This is a genomic window from Dysgonomonas mossii (assembly GCF_004569505.1).
In the GTDB taxonomy this organism is placed as follows: Bacteria; Bacteroidota; Bacteroidia; order Bacteroidales; family Dysgonomonadaceae; genus Dysgonomonas.
Genome location: NZ_SPPK01000004.1, coordinates 160,696 through 179,561, shown reverse-complemented (window position 1 = coordinate 179,561; position 18,866 = coordinate 160,696). Strand labels below are relative to the sequence as shown.

Below are 18,866 nucleotides of genomic sequence, written 5' to 3'. Positions count from 1 at the left end.
ATCGAATAAATAGAAAAGTAGATATTTATAATGGCTTGTTATCAGCATTAAATGTTTCGAAAGTATTATCCGAATAATATATAATTATTTTAGTTACTTTCCGCTCAGGTGCTTTTTGATATATAACAGATTGTTTTACAATGTCTTCTTCTAATTTTTGAGGCTTCTCAACTATTATTTCCTTGCGATATTCTGGTTCAGGTTTATCGGATAGCTGAGATATTTCATTCAGAGAGAATAAATCGGGCTGAAGATTAGAATTCACCGGTATAGTTGATGTAGCGATATGCGATTTTTCTCTATTATCGGTTTTATACATTTTACCATTTCCGGTTAATAACCAATCCGAATCGATATAATCCATTTTTGATAGTATACGAGATACAACATCCAAACTAGGATTATTACGTCCATTCAGTATATGAGATATAACAGCACGTCCTAATTGCAACTTATCTGCAAAAGCTGATGGCGTTAAGTGCTCATTATCCATTATAAGCTTGATTCTATCCTTCATATTTTTGTATATTATCAGAACACAAATGTAAACTTTATATTTTACAAATGGAAAATGTTTTAGTTTATATTTGTAAATTACATTTGGATACAATGATATACTTTTGTTTTATGTATATGTGTATACAATTGAATATAGCATAAATAAACACTTCATAATAAATATATAATAAACTAATTAGTATGTAAATAAATTAATAAAATACCCTATTTAGAGGCTGTATTATTGTATATAATGAATTATAGCTAATATATCTAAATTATTACTTTATTTTATTTAAATAATTATCTGATATATATAATATTATGATATATTTATTTAAGGATTTTAATATTTTACAATTGTTTATTAAATGATCTATAGATAAGTTATATTCAAATGTAAACATTACTACATTTGAAAATTTTTGTAATCAGATGTTACAATATTAGCTTTGATAAGCTCTGAAACATTTGTAAACAACCCTGCGATTCACAAATGTTACAAGAAAGAAATACATTATGAAATACATCTTTATTAAAATGATACAATCATATCGCAGGAATAAATTAATTGAAGTATCTTTACGCTTATATAACAATAATTTATAATTCTATGAGGAAAATATCATTATTCATGTTATTTTGTTTTCTCTGCGAGATTCACATATTTGCTTGCACAAATTTTTTAGTTGGCAAATATGCGTCTGTCGATGGGTCAACAATGATAACATATTCGGCAGATTCTTACGCTCTATTTGGAGAGTTGTACCATTGGCCAGCCAAAAAATACTCACAAGGAGAAATGCTAAAAGTATATGAATGGGATTCCGGAAAATATTTAGGAGAAATAGCACAAGCTAGCCAAACATATAATGTAGTTGGTAACATGAACGAGTATCAAGTGACAATAGGCGAAACAACTTTTGGCGGACGTGAAGAATTGGCTGATCCGGATGGTATCATCGACTATGGAAGTCTTATATATATCGCATTGCAACGAGCCAAGACAGCAAGAGAAGCTATTAAAATAATGACTGACCTTGTTGCTGAATATGGCTACTATAGCGGAGGAGAGTCATTCTCGATAGGTGACCCGAATGAAATATGGGTTTTGGAGATGATTGGTAAAGGTAAGGGAAACAAAGGAGCTGTTTGGGTAGCTGTACGTATACCTGACGACTGCATTTCGGCCCATGCAAACCAATCTCGTATACATCAATTTCCTCTAAAAGATCCAAAAAATTGCCTTTACTCAAAAGATGTTATTTCTTTTGCCCGTGAGAAAGGTTATTATACTGGTAAAGATGAAGACTTTAGCTTTTCTAAGGTATATAATCCCCTGGATTTTGGAGGTCAGCGTTTTTGTGAAGCTCGCGTTTGGAGTTTCTTCAACAAATGCAATAAAGACATGGCTAAGTTTGTGACCTATGCACAAGGAAAAACTCAGGAACCAATGCCTCTTTATATCAAACCAGATAAGAAATTATCTCTTGCTGATATACAAGGGATGATGAGAGACCATTACGAAGGAACTGAATTAGATTGGACCAACGATATAGGAGCCGGTCCTTTCAAATCTCCATATCGCTGGGCTCCACTTACTTGGAAAGTAGATTCTGTGGAATATTGTAACGAACGCCCTATTGCAACTCAACAATCAGGTTTTGTGTTTACATCTCAGATGCGTTCATGGCTACCAAATTCAATCGGTGGAGTATTATGGTTTGGAACAGATGATGCTGCTCAAACTGTGTTTACACCAATGTATTGTTCTGTAACCGAGGTACCTGAATGTTATCGTGAAGGTAATGGAGATTTGTATACATTCTCTTGGACATCAAGCTTTTGGATTCAGAATTGGGTGTCAAACATGGTATATAATAAATACGATTATATGCATCCTGATTTGAAAAAGGTACAGGATGAATTAGAAGGAAAGTTCTTAGCTGAACAAAGCAGTACTGAAAAGGAGGCATTAGAATTATATAAGAAATCGCCGGAACAAGCAGTTCAATTCTTAACTAAATATAGTGAGAAGCAAGCACAGTATGCTTTTGAAAAATGGAAGAAACTTGGGGAGTTCTTAGTCATCAAATATATGGATGGTGTTGTCCGCAAAGAAAAAGATGGTGAGTTTATCCGTAATGAACATGGAAAACCATCTTCGCCACAGCGAGTAGGATATCCTAAAGATTTCTATGAGCGGGTAGTGAAGGAAACCGGAGATAAATATAAAGTTCTTTATTAAATATTCAAGCCCCTCCTACAACGAGGGGCTATTTTATACATTCAGTACTTATGTCCAAAGGATTTACATATAGTATTCTATTCGTTATAAGTATATTTATACTATTTGTTTTAAGTCTATTTCTAGGCTCTGTATCAATACCGTCGCAAGCTGTCTTTCAAATATTGCAAGGAAATGAAGTTGAGAAACAAGCTTGGACCTATATTATACTCGAATCTCGCTTACCTCAGGCCATCACGGCTCTATTTACAGGAGGAGCAATTGCTGTTTCGGGTTTGTTGCTGCAAACAGCATTTCGCAATCCTCTGGCTGATGCGGGAATATTAGGTATCAGTTCGGGTGCAAACATGGGAGTAGCAATAGTAATTCTTTTAATAGGAAATAGCTTCGGATCGGTAAATGGATTTAATTTGTCTTATTCGATGACTATTGTTTTTGGTGCTTTCATTGGTGCAGCTATTATTTTAGCTATCATCATGGGATTCGCATCTATAATAAAAAATAATGTTATGTTACTGATCATTGGTATAATGGTTGGTTATCTTACATCTTCTATTATATCTATTTTGAAGTTTTGGAGTACTAGCGAAGATGCATATTCGTTCATGATATGGGGTATGGGAGATTTTTCGGGAGTATCAAAAGAGCAATTGCCTTTCTATTGCATCGTTGTCTGTGTTAGCTTACTCCTTTCTATCCTACTAATCAAGCCCTTGAATGCTCTGTTATTAGGAGAAAGATATGCAGCAAACTTAGGTGTAAATATAAAATTTATTCGCTTTCTACTCTTACTCTGTGCAGGACTGATAACTGCAATAACTTGTGCATTCTGTGGTCCTATAGCATTTATCGGACTAGCAGTTCCACATATAGCCAGATTAATATTGGGAACATCAAACCATAAATCATTATTACCTATTACCATACTAATTGGTTCGGCAATGGCTTTGCTTTGCAATTTGATCTGTGTATTACCGGGGGCCAGTGGGGTACTACCATTAAATGCTATCACTCCTATTTTTGGAGCACCTGTAATAATATATGTAATTCTTAATCAGAAAAAAATACAATATTTCCATTAAGTTTACAAATTAATCAACTGAATATCAAATAGTTTACTTATGTAAATTAAATATTACTCACTTTTTTGAATACACTGTAGTGATTACTTATGAATAATGCAGAAGTAGTAATTAAGGCTCAAAATATTGGTATTGGCTATGCCAAATCTAAGCATAATAATATTCTTTATAACAACCTGTCATTCAATTTATATAGAGGAGAACTTGTTTGTCTGATAGGAGCTAACGGTGCCGGAAAATCGACACTATTACGAACAATTAGTGCATCACAACCAGCGCAAGATGGCGATATACTTTTCGAGGATCAAAGCATCTCATCTTTATCAGAAAAAGAATTATCACAGCGATTAGGCCTAGTCTTAACTGATAAAACTTCTGCCGGAGGATTACTTGTCAAAGAACTTATTGAGCTGGGACGTTATCCTTACACCGGATTTTTCGGTCAATTATCAGAGAATGATAAATCAATTGTTCAGAAAGCAATGGAAGATGTAGGAATATCACATAAGGCTAATTCTTATATAGCTGAATTGTCTGACGGAGAGCGGCAAAAAGCTATGATAGCCAAAGCTTTATCGCAAGAGTGCCCTGTCGTTTTGCTGGATGAACCTACAGCTTTTCTAGATATTGAAAGCCGTATAGAGATTATGAATTTGCTCCATAATCTGGCAATGTATCAAAATAAGACAATATTATTATCAACACATGATATTGATATGGCCTTGCTCCTAGCCGACCGTCTTTGGCTATTATCAAGAGAAAAGGGGTTGACTACAGGAGTAACTGAAGACATCGTATTGTCAGGTACATTAGATGATTTCTTTAAAAGAGATAATGTTGTATTCGACAGATATACAGGCAATTTCTTACCAAGAAGAGCCAACAATAGAAAGGTCTATCTTAAAGCAGATGGAATATTACACCACTGGACAAAAAATATATTAGAAAGAAACGGATTCTCATTAACTAAGGATTTGAATGATGCTATATTCCGAATTGAAGTTCAATCGTCTGAACAAGTTATAGTAGAGTATAATACAATAAAAATAGAAATTAGTAGCTACGAACAGTTAGCTTCATTTTTGAGAAAGCACAAAACACTATAATTTCTATCTACGTTTTCTTGCCATATCAATACGCAGAAATATAAATAGAAGGATTGTAAATCCCCACAAAGAAGAACCTCCATAGCTAAAGAAAGGCAAAGGGATTCCTATAACAGGGGTTAAACCTGTTACCATTCCTATATTTATCATCACATGGAAGAGAAAAATACAAGCAACACAATAGCCATAAACTCTTCCGAAAGTACTTTTTTGACGCTCTGCCAGATAGAATAAACGTAGAATCAATGCTAAAAATAATAAAAGAACAAACACCGATCCGGCAAATCCTTGTTCCTCTCCTACTGTGCAGAATATGAAGTCAGTATCTTGCTCGGGAACGTATTTCAATTTAGTCTGAGTACCATTTAAATATCCTTTTCCTAAAAGCCCTCCTGAGCCTATTGCAATCTTAGATTGATTCACATTATACCCCGCTCCCATTAGGTCATCTTCCATCCCTAAAGTGACTTTTATACGCATCTGCTGGTGAGGTTGCATAACATCTGAGAAAAGGTAATCTATTGAGCTGACGAATATAAGGCTACTAATAGCAAAAACGGCTGTCAGAAAATATACTTTCGACCAATATTTCTTCGCCAGAACCAAAAGATATACTACAAGTACACCAAGAGCGATTAGTGAAATAATTCCAAAATCAATATTTACATTCAGTAGCGAAATCAGATATGGAATTCCAAATAACGCAAGCATTCCCAATATAATATTACGAGCTGCTACTTTATCTTGCCTATAACTTACCAATAATGCGGCACAAATCAGTATAACTAAAATTATAGTAACAAACTCACCTGTAGATATTATACCTATATCTGTATCCGAATATTTGAGTCCAATTACAAAAAATGCAATGGCTGATATTCCCAAGAACAAAATAATTCCGGGTAGTCCCTCTCTATATAACATTAAAATGAAGACTGTATATACAAGCGCAGAACCTGTCTCTTTCTGCATGATGATCAGCAACATAGGGAGAAGAATAAGTCCCGCTACTGTTATCAGATTTTTAGGGGTGAGCAATTTAAAGTTATAGGTGCTCAACAACTTTGCCAGAGCTAAAGCTACTGCAAATTTAGCAAACTCGGCAGGCTGTATTTGCACCGAATCAGTTATTTTGAGCCACGATCTAGACCCTCTGATGTCTGTGGATAGAAATATAGTAGCTATAAGAAGTAATATAAAAGCTATATAAATATAATAAGCCAATATATCGTATAAGTTGCTATCCAGTTTTAATATTATGAAACCCAGAACAATTGATGTACCAATCCAAACCAATTGCATACCGGCTCTACCCGATATATCAAACATGCTGGTAGTACTTCCGTATTGATAACTAGCTCCATATATACTGAGCCATCCGCACAATACCATAATCAGGTATAATGCGATGGTAAACCAGTCTATACTGCTTTTTATATGTTCATCTTCTCTTCTGTACATTCCTTATTATTGATTTTCAGCAGGGTTTAATGAAAATGGTTCTATAGATGTTTCATCTACTGCACCATCTGTATTTGATACCGCAGGCTGAGAAAACTCATCATACTTCTTATTAGCCCTATTCCAATTAAAAAATGTTTGAGGCAAAATTGTCGTTGTTGCGATTCTTTCTTCAATATATTTATCAGAAGCTGGCACCTCTCCTTTCAGATACTTCTGAATCATCAGACGTCCGATAGGAACAGCAAATGTAGCGCCAAATCCTGCATTTTCAACAATAACACAAATAGCCACCTTCGGATTATCTTTAGGAGCAAAACCCATAAATAATGAGTGATCTTTACCATGTGGATTTTCGGCTGTACCAGTCTTACCACAAACCTCAATATCAGGTATATTAGCTCCTCTACATGTACCGCCTGTAACAGCAAGAGCCATCCCCTCTACTACATACTGGTAGTATTCTTTTTTTATTCCGGTATAGTGAGGATGCGTATATATACTGTCTAAAGGCGTATCTTGTATCTGACGCACAACATGTGGCGCATAGTAGAATCCTCTGTTAGATATACTTGCGGCAAAGTTTGCTATTTGCAGAGGGGTAGCTGTTATTTCCCCCTGACCTATTGCTATAGAAATAACATTGGAAGCACTCCAATTCTCCCTTTTAAAAGCTCTGCTATAGAAATTGGCATTAGGAATAAAACCTCTCTTTTCTGAAGGTAAGTCTACACCTAAGCGATAACCAAATCCCATATCTACCATATGATCTTTCCAAATATCAAAAGCTTCAACAGTGCTTTTATACTTTTTTCTGTTTCCTAACATCGCAGATAATCCATAACAAAAATATGAATTACAAGAAGTTGCAATAGCAGGAACTAATGACAAAGGAGAACCATGAGGGTGACATTTGGGACGACCACCCAGTGGCGGATACCCTCCTGCACACGCATATAATGTATTGGAAGTAATAATCTCTTCTTGGAGGAAAATCAATCCCTGTGTTGGTTTAAAAGTAGATCCGGGAGGATACATCCCTTGTATAGCCCTATTAAATAATGGTTTAAGAGGGTTATCTTCCAGTTCTTTATAGCTCTTACTAAAGTTACGACCCAGCAGCATAGAAGGATCATAAGTAGGAGATGTAACCAAGCATAATATCTCTCCTGTCGAAGGTTCGATCATAACAACACATCCAACTTTGTTTTGAAGAAGATACTCTCCATATGCTTGTAGATCTATATCTACAGAAAGTGTTAGATTTTTTCCCGATACGGGTGATTTGTCAAACTTTCCATTTTCATATCGCCCTTGAATACGTCCATGAGCGTCTCTTAATAAAACCTCAATACCTTTTTCTCCCCTAAGATAGTTTTCATAAGATGCTTCAAGCCCGGATTTTCCACCATAATCACCTCTTACATAGTAAGGATCATTCTCCAGTTGACTTCTGCTTACTTCTGCTACGTACCCCAGCAACAAACCTGCATTATGATAGTTATACTGCCGCAATGTCCTATTCTGAATAAAGAAACCGGGAAATTTATACAATTTCTCTTGTAATAAACCACTCTCTTGAGTTGTAAGTTGAGTCATAAACGTTTGCATTGTATATGACGAATATCCGGGATTCAAACGACGATCTTTTATGTCGTTCATGCGTTTATCAAACTGCTCCCTGGTTATATTCAATGACTTACAAAAATCTACGGTATCAAAAGGCTGTACCTCACGCGGTATGTATACTATATCATATGTAGGCTGGTTATATACAAGTATCCGATCTTTTCTATCAGAAATGACTCCTCTTGCCGGATATAATGTCCTGTTGAAGAATGCATTTCCATCTGCAAAATCCTTATATTCAGGATTAAGCACTTGTAAATTAAAAAGCTGAATTATATATATAAGAATTATGCCACAGGCTATTCCGCCCAGTACATATTTTCTTTTAGATAGGTCTAAGATGTTTTTTGCCATGAGTTTTTCTTCTTAAAAGATAAACCTTCAAATGCAAACACCAATAATGATGTTAGTAAAGTAGACAAAAGAATTCGTTGCAAAAGTATTTCCAAATTGAAATATGAAAAAGATTCAATTGAGATTAGTACAATATGGTGAATCAGTGTCAAAAATATAGCATATCTTATAAATGCACCTCCTAATAAAGACAATCTCGGGGTTTGCTCATCATAATCGTCAACCATAAAAAACAACTTCTGCACAGGCCAGCGAACAAGCCCCACAAAAGTAGAAGCTGCAGCGTTTATTCCCGGCGTATTACAGAAAAGATCAATAACAAATCCGATTAAGAAGCTTAAAAAGATAACTAAACTTTTATTAGAGCGGATAGGCAATTTTATTATAAAATATACATACGCAAAAGGGACTCCATATCCAAGAAATGAAATCCGATTTAGTACCAATACTTGTAATAATACAAGCAGTACAAACATTATTATATACTTTATATTACTGCTCTTGAACATTTTTTATTTTTTGCTCCAATTCTTTTCTCTCATCATCTTTTCCACTCAGTAAAAGAACTCTTTTCAATGATCCAAAATCTGTTGATAATTTGATCTTTAAAGAATAGAAATTATCATTCGTGCCGCTTTTATAGTCTTCAATTACACCTACAAATATACCCTCGGGGAAGATATCAGAGAAACCACTCGTTACAATAGTATCACCTTTCTCTACCTTCTCATATTTAGGATATTCAGTAAGGCTTGCGTATCGAGGGTCTCCACCTTCCCAAACTAAAGTCCCTGCTGTATTAGAGTTTAATATCTTGCAACTAAATCTACTATGAGGATTTAATACTGGCTGAACTACAGCGTAATTTAAAGTAGCATCCCTAACAACACCTACTATACCTTGTTGAGAAACTACCCCCATATCAGTCTGAACTCCATCTTTCTTCCCTTTATTGATTATAATAAAGTTATAAATCTGTGATATAGTGTTATTTTCTACACGAGCTATAATATGCGGCTCTTTTTGTCTAGTGCCCAGAGAGTCGGTAATAAATGCATTTGTCTTTAAGGAATCATTCTCAAGATCATAAATATAGTCCTTCAATTCTGCAATTTGAGACTGTAAATCTGCATTTTTCAGTAATAACTCCTCATTCTCCGACCTTAATCCAAAATAAGACAGCACGTTTCCTGAAATAGTATAAACTCTTCCAGTAAATTCGTTGGAAGAGTTAAAAAATATACTCTTTTGATAAGAGTTGCTACTGAATATAAAATAAAAACAGATTATTTCAAGGAAAATAAACACAAACCAATGGCTATTTTTTCTTAAAAAATTGATTAGGTTATGCATTCTCTGTAATTATCTATATTAAAATAGTTATGATTCGCGATTTGTTCAGAAATCACTTCTCTTTTTATCTCATCAAGAAGTTAAACTTCTCTATATTCTTTAGGGCTATACCAGTACCTTTGGCAACAGCATGTAACGGATCTTCTGCTACATGGAATGCGATACCGATTCTATCAGAGAAACGTTTGCTCAAACCTCTCAGCAATGCGCCACCACCTGTAAGGTATATACCATTGCGAACAATATCAGCATACAACTCAGGAGGTGTTTGTTCTAAAGCACTTAGGATAGCCGAATCCATTTTAGAAATAGATTTATCGAGACAGTGAGCCATTTCCTGATATGATACAGGAATATCCATAGGCAAAGATGTCATTCTGTTTGGACCATGAACGATAAAGTCTTCAGGCACATCCTCGTCAGGTAATTCTGTTAAAGCAGCACCAACTGCTATTTTAATATTTTCTGCTGTGCGCTCTCCTACTTTAATATTATGTTGACGTCCCATATACTCCTGAATATCTTCAGTAAGATCATCACCTGCAATCTTTATTGATTTATTTGACACAATACCTCCAAGAGAAATTACAGCAATTTCTGTTGTACCACCGCCTATATCAACGATCATGTTTCCTTCCGGTGCTTCCACATCAAGACCAATACCAAGTGCCGCAGCCATCGGCTCATATATCATATAAACATCACGGCCTCCGGCATGTTCTGCTGAGTCTCTGATCGCACGGGTTTCAACCTCAGTACTTCCTGATGGGATACAAATAACAATTCTTAATGAGGGTGCAAATAAACGTCCTTTGTTATTGAACATTTTTATCAGTCCGCGAATCATTTGTTCCGCAGCCGTAAAGTCAGCAATCACACCATCTTTCAACGGTCTGATTGTTCTTATGTCCTCATGGGTTTTGCCATGCATCTGTCGGGCTTGTTCTCCAACAGCTATGACTTTCCCTGTTTTACGTTCCAAAGCCACTACTGATGGCTGATCGACAACAATTTTGTCGTTATGTATGATGATAGTATTGGCAGTGCCAAGGTCCATCGCAATTTCCTGAGTAAAAGAGAATAATCCCATATTGATGTTATATTTGCTTATTTACAATTACATTTAATGTTTAAAATGACGTACTCCTGTCATAACCATAGATATATTGTGTTCGTTACAATATTCTACTGATAGATTGTCTTTTATAGATCCTCCCGGTTGAACCACAGCTGTGATACCTGTATTTCCTGCGATCTCGACACAGTCTGGAAAAGGGAAAAAGGCATCAGAAGCCATTACAGCACCATCAAGCTTAAAGCCAAAAGCATCGGCCTTTTCTATAGCTTGCTTGAGAGCGTCAACACGAGATGTTTGTCCTGTACCACCTGCACAAAGTTGCTTATTTTTAACGAGAATAATAGCATTCGACTTCGTATGTTTTACAAGTTTATTCGCAAATAGCAAATCTTCAGCTTCGGTTCCTTGTAAAGGTCTGTTTGTAACAAGTTTCAAATCTGAAGCAGCTTGTATACTAAGGTCTTTATCCTGAACCAAAACACCATTCAGTAATGAACGGAATTGTTTAGTTCCCTCTAAAGGCTGTTTTTGCACCAGAATAATACGATTCTTCTTTTGTTCTAGTATTTCTAAAGCCTCTTTATCATATTCGGGAGCAATTACAATCTCAAAGAAAATAGTATTTATTTCTTCAGCTGCTACCTTATCTATTTTTCTATTACTTATAATAATTCCACCGAAAGCGGAAACAGGATCTCCAGCCAATGCATCTTTCCATGCTTCAACTACTGTTTCTCTCGAAGCGATACCACAAGCATTATTATGTTTCAATATAGCTACAGTGGTTTCGTCAAACTCACTGATCAAACTTATTGAGGCTTCGATATCTAACAAGTTATTATAAGATATTTCACGTCCGTGTAATTGATCGAACATCGCATTGAAATCTCCGTAAAAAGTTCCTTTCTGATGCGGATTTTCTCCATATCTGAGGTGCATTGCATCATCTTCTGCGTAGCGAAATGCCGATCCTTCATAATTATCCATATAATTAAAGATCGCAGTATCGTATGATGATGATACGGAGAACGCTTCTTTTGCAAAGAATTTACGATCTGTAATATCTGATTTTCCACCTTTTTCTTCCAAAAGACTCATTAAAGGAGCATATTGATTCTTTGAAGCTACAATTACTACATCTTTAAAGTTTTTTGCAGCCGCGCGAATCAATGAAATACCGCCAATATCTATTTTTTCAACTATATCTTGTTCTCCTGCTCCTGAGGCAACAGTTTCTTCAAAAGGATATAAATCTACAATAACGAGGTCAATCTCTTGTATGTCGTACGCTTTTATTTGCTTCATATCTTCCGAAAGTTCTCTACGACAGAGTATACCTCCGAATATTTTAGGGTGTAATGTTTTAACTCGTCCACCCAAAATCGAGGGGTATCCTGTTACATCTTCCACTGCATCACAAGCGAAGCCTAGCGACTCTATAAAATTTCGGGTTCCACCTGTCGACACAAAGCGAACTCCCAAACTATCTAACTTTCTCAAAATTTCATCTAAGCCATCTTTATGATAAACTGAGACTAATGCGGTTTTAATTTTTTTCTCTAAAGACATGGTGTGTTAATATCCTTTTTTAGGGATACAAAGTTAAAAAAACTATTAGTATTACTTACCCTTTTTAGTATAATTTTTGAAGAATACATTTTGTTACATAAATCAACAAAAATTCAATATTGCGTTCACATTTTTTATATATTTACAAACAAATCTTAATTTACCTACTTAGCTTGTTAATCATGAAATTTGTCGCAATTGTAATCTTATATATAATACCTCTTTTTGCTGTATCTCAAGATTTCAGAAGTGAATATATAAAGTATAAAAGTTATAACCAAATCAAAGGTGACAAATTGATAAGAACAGATTCTGTTATATTACAGATTAATGAACGAATGGGCGATCATGATGCCGAGATACTTATCAACTATAGCAAAGGCGATAAAGTTTCTGTGGGAGATGCCTGGATAGAAGATATGCAGGGCAATATTGTAAGAAAATTAAAGAATAAAGAAATAACAGACAGAAGCTCTATTTCAAATATCTCTTTATACGAAGATGATTTTGTTAAAACTTTTGAACTGAAACACAATCAATATCCTTACAGAATTGTCTATTCGTTCAGAGTAATTTATTCTAAATTTCTTAGTCTTGCCTCTCTCAATTATACAAATTCACGGACACCTATAATCTCAGGAGAACTTGTCGCTGAAGCACCAATAGATCTGCCTATTACATTTAAACAAAGAAACACTGATCCTCCGGTTATAGATACTATAAACAATAATATCAGATATGTTTGGAAATATAATTATAGACCTCTTAAAACAAAAGAACTAAACGCTTCACCAAACAATACCGAAGCTCCCATAATACACGCTGCTCCTATCAATTTCAAATATGGAGTAGAGGGCAACAATGAGAATTGGAAATCATTTGGAAAGTGGGTATACAGATTAAATAGAGGCAGAGATATCCTACCCGCATCAGAGCAAGCAAAGATAAACTCGTTACTGTCAGGCGTAACAGATGATAAAGAAAAGGCAAAAATCTTATATCAATATCTACAGGATTATACTCGCTACATAAACGTTAGCATCAATATAGGAGGAATGCAAACATATCCGGCCAGTTATGTTTGTACCAACAAATATGGAGATTGTAAAGCTCTCACCAACTACATGCAGGCAATGCTCAAATATGCAGGAATAAAATCATATTACACATTAATATTTGCAGGAGGACAAATAGTTGACGTAGATACGACTTTCCCTTCTCAGGTATTCAATCATGCTATTCTTACAATTCCTTTCGAAAAAGATACGGTTTACCTTGAGTGTACTTCAAAAAATACGCCATTCGGATACATGGGGACATTTACTCAAGCTCGTAAAGCTTTACTTATTGATGAAAATAACAGCCATTTTGTAAACATTCCACCCTTAAACCCAAACGATATATTATGCAGCCGTTCGATTCTTGTTGATCTCAAAACGTCTAACATAAAACTTACATCAACAGCTAGAGGCGACAATTATGAAAGTTTAATCTATCTGGCTTCCGATATTAATAAAAATACGATTGATAAATATATACGAAATACTATTTTGACAGGCTCATACGATCTTATTAATTTCAATTTAGAGAAGGCTGCTTATGACAATCCTTCTATAAAGCTGAATGCTGAGTGTCTGTTTCATAATTTATTGAAAAAATATGGGGACAACTTAGTTATTGAGCCTTTTTCTATAGAGATACCTACCTACGAGACACCTGATACACGAAAAAGTGATCTCCAAATAGATTATCCAAGTTTTTATAAAGATACTATTTGCTATTCCTTACCTGACGACAAAAAAGTAAAATTGCCGGAAGATATAAATATGGAATCTGATTATGGAAAATACTCTATAAGTTATAAGCAAAAAAACAATGAAGTTTATATATATAAATCGATACTGATTTCATCGGGGAGATACAACCTTATTGAATATAAAGAATTCTATGATTTTATAACGACTGTAAAGAATAATGAACTAAAAAAAATATACCTACAGTACATATGAAAAAGACAATTACAGCTTCTATCCTATTTATAATATCTATTATAAGTGGATACTCTCAGGTCAATTATTCGCAAGAATTCGGCAAAGTCACACAGTATGAAATGTCAATGTCACAATATGAGCAAGACAAAGATGCCGAAGCTGTGGTGATATACGACTTGGGTGATTATTATTTTAGACCAGACGAAACTCGAGGCTTTTTGTTATCGATGGAACGTAAAGTAAAAATTAAAATACTGAAACAAGCAGGCACAAAATACGCCAACTTCGAAATACCTTACTATTCAGAGAATAGAGAATGGGAGTCTATCGAAAAAATAGAAGCCATAACATACAACATGGAAGGAGGACAATTAACAAAAACAATTCTCGATCCTAAAAACATATACGAAGAAAAGGTTAGCAATAATCTGAGTATAAAAAAGGTCGCATTAGCTGATGTCCGCGAAGGTTCGGTAATCGAATACAAATATCTAATTACGACTCCTTACTTTTTTAACATGAGAAAATGGGATTTTCAAAAGAAAATACCTGTTGTTTATAGCAAATTAAAATATAAAGCTATACCATACTATGAGTATACATATATACTAAGAAGTATAAATAAATTTGACGAGTATAAAGCAACACCACTAAATGACGAAATTCGCTTTGGTCATTTAGTTTATAAAGAAATGCAATATGAGTTTGGATTAAAAAACCTTCCCGCATTTAAAGACGAAGAGTACATTACTTCCGAACAGGATTATTTGATAAGTCTTTACTTCCAGCTATCTAAAATATATTATCCAAGAGGAGGCAGCAAAGAAATCATGACTACCTGGCCTGCTATGTGTGATGATTTCTTGAAAGATAATGATTTCGGAAAGTACATAAAGAATAGTGAAAAAGAAGGAAAAAAAATACTGCCCACTTTAGATATCGCAAGTAAAACACCTCTGGAACAAGTGGAGGCTATAACTAAATATGTAAAAGAAAGATATAATTGGAATGGAAACTATGGTAAACTCAGTGAATATAGTGTTTCCGATTTTATAAAAAAACAAACGGGGAATGTTGCCAATATAAACCTATTCCTAACCGGGCTACTCCGTTCTGCGGGACTAGAAGCATATCCTATAATATTAAGTACAAGAAAGAACGGATCGATAAGCTTATCTCATCCTTTTCAACAGTTCTTTAATTATACAATAGTCCTAGTGAGAATTGGAGAAAAAATATATTATCTCGACGCCACCGAACCGTTACTTTACTATAGTGATCTTCCTGAACGCTGCCTCAATGTAAATGGGCTTGTAGTAAAACCTAAATCTGAAGAATGGGTTAGTATCCGACAAAAAGAACTTTCCATTTCACAGAAGAATTTTATTCTAGATATTATTCCGGAAGAAAGTAAAATGAACGTAAAAGCCAGATTTGCCGGGAGAGGACAAAAAGCATATAATTATCGTTCAACATATCTAGGAAAAATAGAAAATTTGCAAAAAGAATTGAAAAGTAATAACAATATTGATGTAAAAGGCAATATCAATATAGATGAAAATGATGACTTAGACAAACCTTTTGTTTTCTCTTTCGCATTTGATGCTTCTGTCGAAAATTTATCGGATAAATTATTTATTCATCCATTTTGCAACTTATCCATCAGCGATAACCCTTTTAAGCAAACCAAGCGGACATTACCTGTAGATATGATATACATGCAAAGTGATTTTTATCGATCTGAAATAAATATTCCTGAAGGGTATAAGATTAATTATTTACCATCACCTTATATTGTAGATGACAACCTGGTCTCAATACAATATACAGTACAAAAAGACAATAATAAAATAATAATAAACGCAGGTTATACTCTTAAACAGAATATATATCAACCTCAAAACTATATTAGCCTGAAAATGTCTTTTTCTGAGGCAATAAAAAGGTTTTCTGAGATGGTTATTCTTGAGAAAGAGTAACTCTTCAGAGTATATATAAAACGAATAATATAAGATCTATTTTTAATAAGGGAGCAGAAGGAGTTAATCTTTCTGCTCCTTTATTTTTAATACTATATGAACGTATCAATTACGCTAATACTAGATAATCATCATTGTACACAATTGAATCAGACACCATAGAAAAAAAACAATAACAATCTATAAACCAGTAACATAAACCACAAAGAAAAAGATGTATGATACTAATAAATAATATTTATATATAAACAATTCAAAAAGATACAATAAAGTCCTATTTTTTTTATTCTTTTGTTGCTGTTTTTAAATAAGAAGTATAAAAGGGTTAGTTTTTTATCGGAAAGTGAATCTTAATAATGTATATTAAGAGATTATGTATGTGTGCATAGTAATACCCTTTCCCTCAATATGGTATAGTGAATTATAGGTAAACCTTATTAAAGCTGGAGGCATCTCTTATTTGGCTTTTTTAGGGTATATCTCGACCAATTATGAGTAATAACAAGCTCATATTCTTAAACTGTATCAACAAAGTAGCCATTATCTGGTAAAAAACAATCAGAAGAAATCATCACTTTCTATCTATTATCTTCCTTCTATAATTATTAATATTATAAAAACAAAGAAATCCTTATTTTTTTCAAAGTCAATATTTGCATCATAAACCCCATAAAACAACGATTAATGCATTTTTAACAATATAAATAGATTAAATACGAATTCGGATTATATAAATAATACAATATGGTTTTAAATTTAAGAATAATAGGATTTTAGAAAAAAACATGTGTATAATACTCAAAAAATGAAACTACACATCATTAAGCAATCTGTATTTTTGCAATTAAACAAAAGAATACACTTTAATTAGTCACAAACATTTAAGTCTTAACTCAACTTAGGCATTGAGATTATAAAAACACACTTTTTTCTTTTGATAAAATACTAAATACTAATATTATAGAGGAAATAAAATGAATAATTTAGATTTTAATAATGTGAGGGAGACAAAAATAGATAACACAGTTCATAAAAAACTAATTAATGCCATCAGAACAGTAATTGTAGAAAAAGAAACACTAACTAAATCAGACAAAGAAAAAGTAGCTTCAGTTCTTGCAGACATCCTCTGCCTTGGTAAAGAGTCGGTTTATAGAAGACTTAGAGGAGAGGTTCGCTTTTCTTTTGACGAAGTTGCATTGATTGCCAAGACTTTATCATTTTCGGTTGATAATATTATTGGGTCCCAAATAAATGAGAAAGCTATTTTTGAGATTAATTTAATAGATGCAAACCAGATAAACAGTGCATATACCAAAACATTGGAGAATGATATCAAAATCATCAAAAATATAAACAAAACCAAAGATTCAGTGTTAAAGTGTGCTTTTAGTAACCTACCTTATCTGTTTTATTTACATCATCAAAACTTATCAAAGCTCAGGCTTTTTAAATACGCTTATCAAATTAAGAAAAGTCAACCTCTACCATTCAAAGACTTTATTATTGATAAAGAGGTTTTTAACACTCAAAAAATATTAACTTCGGAACTAAAAAAAATAAGACATTCCAGCGTCATCATCAGTCATGATATATTCTCGTCTATTATTAGAGAAATCAATTATTTCTACAATCTCAATTTACTAGATGAACATGATTTAATCTCTTTAAAAGATGAATTAAACGATTTGTTAAACGAATTATATACATATACTGTATCAGGACAATATGCAAACGAAGCAGACCTATTCCTTTATTTATCGAATGTAGATATTGAATCATCGTATGTATTACTTGAAGGTAATGGTATCTCTCTGGCACATCTCGCTATTTATGGAATCAGTGGTATGAATTCTCAGAATAAAAACATTAGAAATGTTCATAATGAATGGATTGAATCATTAAAAAGATACTCTACCCTTATTACTTTTGGCGGAGAAATTCAAAGACACAATTTTTTTAAGGAACAAAAAAATATTATTAATACTATACATCCTTAATTCTACATTTTGTATATACAAAACACGAAAAGAAAATCAGATACAATTTAAAATTGACAATATACACCTTGCACAGTATTTATAAATAATAGTGTAAGGTGTTTTTCATTTACACATATCAATACTAAGTAACCGCCATCCAGCTAACCAACTAACATATAAGAATTAACTCTAAAAAAATAGTAGAAAAGCCTCTAAAATAATTAGAGGTAATTTGACTTTGTGACATTTTTTCTTCAGCAAAATAAGTTTTCACTTTATCTGAACTATTTATAAAATAAATTAAAATACATATATGTATTAAAGAATCATAAAATGCATTTACATATTAATTAAATAAATAAAACAACAATTTCTGCATTTTAACCATTACCACATATCACATTATACTATAATATTATGAAAATACATGGAAATTAGAAACTAAAAACTGCAATATTCTACAAAAATGCACATATAATAAAGTTATATAAATAGATATTTGTACAAAGCAAAATAACATAAACAGCCTTTTAATT

Annotated in this window: 13 protein-coding genes; 6 read left to right on the top strand and 7 right to left on the bottom strand. The window is 33.4% G+C overall.

What is annotated here, in order from left to right; all coding sequences use genetic code 11:
• Positions 1 to 25 precede the first annotated feature (25 nt).
• Positions 26 to 517: a helix-turn-helix domain-containing protein gene (locus tag E4T88_RS12905; RefSeq protein ID WP_135106067.1), complete on the bottom strand. Its 492-nt coding sequence runs from the start codon at positions 515 to 517 to the stop codon at positions 26 to 28.
• A gap of 594 nt (positions 518 to 1,111) precedes the next feature.
• On the opposite strand from E4T88_RS12905, the gene E4T88_RS12900 reads away from it, so the two are divergent.
• The 3 genes from E4T88_RS12900 (at position 1,112) to E4T88_RS12890 (ending at position 4,934) form a co-directional block, all read left to right on the top strand.
• Positions 1,112 to 2,746, top strand: coding sequence for a dipeptidase (locus tag E4T88_RS12900; protein ID WP_135106065.1), 1,635 nt, complete (start codon positions 1,112 to 1,114; stop codon positions 2,744 to 2,746).
• Between the two features lie 50 nt (positions 2,747 to 2,796).
• The gene (locus tag E4T88_RS12895) at positions 2,797 to 3,828 is read left to right on the top strand and encodes an iron chelate uptake ABC transporter family permease subunit (protein WP_135106063.1); all 1,032 of its coding nucleotides are present in this window, start codon (positions 2,797 to 2,799) and stop codon (positions 3,826 to 3,828) included.
• A gap of 89 nt (positions 3,829 to 3,917) precedes the next feature.
• Positions 3,918 to 4,934, top strand: coding sequence for an ABC transporter ATP-binding protein (locus tag E4T88_RS12890; RefSeq protein WP_135106061.1), 1,017 nt, complete (start codon positions 3,918 to 3,920; stop codon positions 4,932 to 4,934).
• Positions 4,935 to 4,937: 3 nt separating this feature from the next.
• Here E4T88_RS12890 and rodA read toward each other — a convergent pair whose 3' ends face one another.
• The 6 genes from rodA to purH all read right to left on the bottom strand — a co-directional run bounded on the left by rodA (position 4,938) and on the right by purH (position 12,378).
• The gene (gene rodA, locus E4T88_RS12885) at positions 4,938 to 6,395 is read right to left on the bottom strand and encodes a rod shape-determining protein RodA (protein ID WP_135106059.1); all 1,458 of its coding nucleotides are present in this window, start codon (positions 6,393 to 6,395) and stop codon (positions 4,938 to 4,940) included.
• A gap of 6 nt (positions 6,396 to 6,401) precedes the next feature.
• Positions 6,402 to 8,378 (bottom strand): penicillin-binding protein 2, encoded by a 1,977-nt coding sequence (gene mrdA / locus E4T88_RS12880; RefSeq protein ID WP_135106058.1) that lies wholly within the window; start codon positions 8,376 to 8,378, stop codon positions 6,402 to 6,404.
• Positions 8,360 to 8,854 carry a rod shape-determining protein MreD gene (mreD, locus tag E4T88_RS12875; protein ID WP_228093915.1) on the bottom strand — a complete coding sequence of 165 codons (495 nt, stop codon included), beginning with the start codon at positions 8,852 to 8,854 and terminating at the stop codon, positions 8,360 to 8,362. Before mreD ends, mrdA begins: the two co-directional genes overlap by 19 nt.
• Before the next feature lie 16 nt (positions 8,855 to 8,870).
• On the bottom strand, positions 8,871 to 9,731 hold the full coding sequence (mreC, locus tag E4T88_RS12870) for a rod shape-determining protein MreC (RefSeq protein ID WP_135106054.1): 861 nt from the start codon (positions 9,729 to 9,731) through the stop codon (positions 8,871 to 8,873).
• Positions 9,732 to 9,795: 64 nt separating this feature from the next.
• Complete coding sequence (locus tag E4T88_RS12865) at positions 9,796 to 10,821, bottom strand: rod shape-determining protein (protein WP_006843992.1); 1,026 nt, start codon at positions 10,819 to 10,821, stop codon at positions 9,796 to 9,798.
• Between the two features lie 33 nt (positions 10,822 to 10,854).
• On the bottom strand, positions 10,855 to 12,378 hold the full coding sequence (purH, locus tag E4T88_RS12860; protein WP_135106052.1) for a bifunctional phosphoribosylaminoimidazolecarboxamide formyltransferase/IMP cyclohydrolase: 1,524 nt from the start codon (positions 12,376 to 12,378) through the stop codon (positions 10,855 to 10,857).
• A gap of 182 nt (positions 12,379 to 12,560) precedes the next feature.
• Here purH and E4T88_RS12855 point away from each other — a divergent pair, with 182 nt between their 5' ends.
• The 3 genes from E4T88_RS12855 to E4T88_RS12845 all read left to right on the top strand — a co-directional run bounded on the left by E4T88_RS12855 (position 12,561) and on the right by E4T88_RS12845 (position 18,348).
• Positions 12,561 to 14,387 carry a DUF3858 domain-containing protein gene (locus E4T88_RS12855; RefSeq protein ID WP_135106050.1) on the top strand — a complete coding sequence of 609 codons (1,827 nt, stop codon included), beginning with the start codon at positions 12,561 to 12,563 and terminating at the stop codon, positions 14,385 to 14,387.
• Complete coding sequence (locus E4T88_RS12850) at positions 14,384 to 16,348, top strand: transglutaminase family protein (protein ID WP_135106048.1); 1,965 nt, start codon at positions 14,384 to 14,386, stop codon at positions 16,346 to 16,348. Before E4T88_RS12855 ends, E4T88_RS12850 begins: the two co-directional genes overlap by 4 nt.
• Before the next feature lie 974 nt (positions 16,349 to 17,322).
• Positions 17,323 to 18,348 carry a helix-turn-helix domain-containing protein gene (locus tag E4T88_RS12845; protein WP_135106046.1) on the top strand — a complete coding sequence of 342 codons (1,026 nt, stop codon included), beginning with the start codon at positions 17,323 to 17,325 and terminating at the stop codon, positions 18,346 to 18,348.
• Positions 18,349 to 18,866: the final 518 nt, after the last annotated feature.

Bases quoted from the DNA above. Each gene is read 5' to 3' on its own strand.
- E4T88_RS12845 (WP_135106046.1), top strand. From the start codon at position 17,323: ATGAATAATTTAGATTTTAATAATGTGAGGGAGACAAAAATAGATAAC.
- mrdA (WP_135106058.1), bottom strand. From the start codon at position 8,378: ATGGCAAAAAACATCTTAGACCTATCTAAAAGAAAATATGTACTGGGC.
- E4T88_RS12850 (WP_135106048.1), top strand. From the start codon at position 14,384: ATGAAAAAGACAATTACAGCTTCTATCCTATTTATAATATCTATTATA.
- mreD (WP_228093915.1), bottom strand. From the start codon at position 8,854: ATGTTTGTACTGCTTGTATTATTACAAGTATTGGTACTAAATCGGATT.
- purH (WP_135106052.1), bottom strand. From the start codon at position 12,378: ATGTCTTTAGAGAAAAAAATTAAAACCGCATTAGTCTCAGTTTATCAT.
- E4T88_RS12890 (WP_135106061.1), top strand. From the start codon at position 3,918: ATGAATAATGCAGAAGTAGTAATTAAGGCTCAAAATATTGGTATTGGC.
- mreC (WP_135106054.1), bottom strand. From the start codon at position 9,731: ATGCATAACCTAATCAATTTTTTAAGAAAAAATAGCCATTGGTTTGTG.
- E4T88_RS12895 (WP_135106063.1), top strand. From the start codon at position 2,797: ATGTCCAAAGGATTTACATATAGTATTCTATTCGTTATAAGTATATTT.
- E4T88_RS12855 (WP_135106050.1), top strand. From the start codon at position 12,561: ATGAAATTTGTCGCAATTGTAATCTTATATATAATACCTCTTTTTGCT.
- rodA (WP_135106059.1), bottom strand. From the start codon at position 6,395: ATGTACAGAAGAGAAGATGAACATATAAAAAGCAGTATAGACTGGTTT.
- E4T88_RS12865 (WP_006843992.1), bottom strand. From the start codon at position 10,821: ATGGGATTATTCTCTTTTACTCAGGAAATTGCGATGGACCTTGGCACT.
- E4T88_RS12905 (WP_135106067.1), bottom strand. From the start codon at position 517: ATGAAGGATAGAATCAAGCTTATAATGGATAATGAGCACTTAACGCCA.
- E4T88_RS12900 (WP_135106065.1), top strand. From the start codon at position 1,112: ATGAGGAAAATATCATTATTCATGTTATTTTGTTTTCTCTGCGAGATT.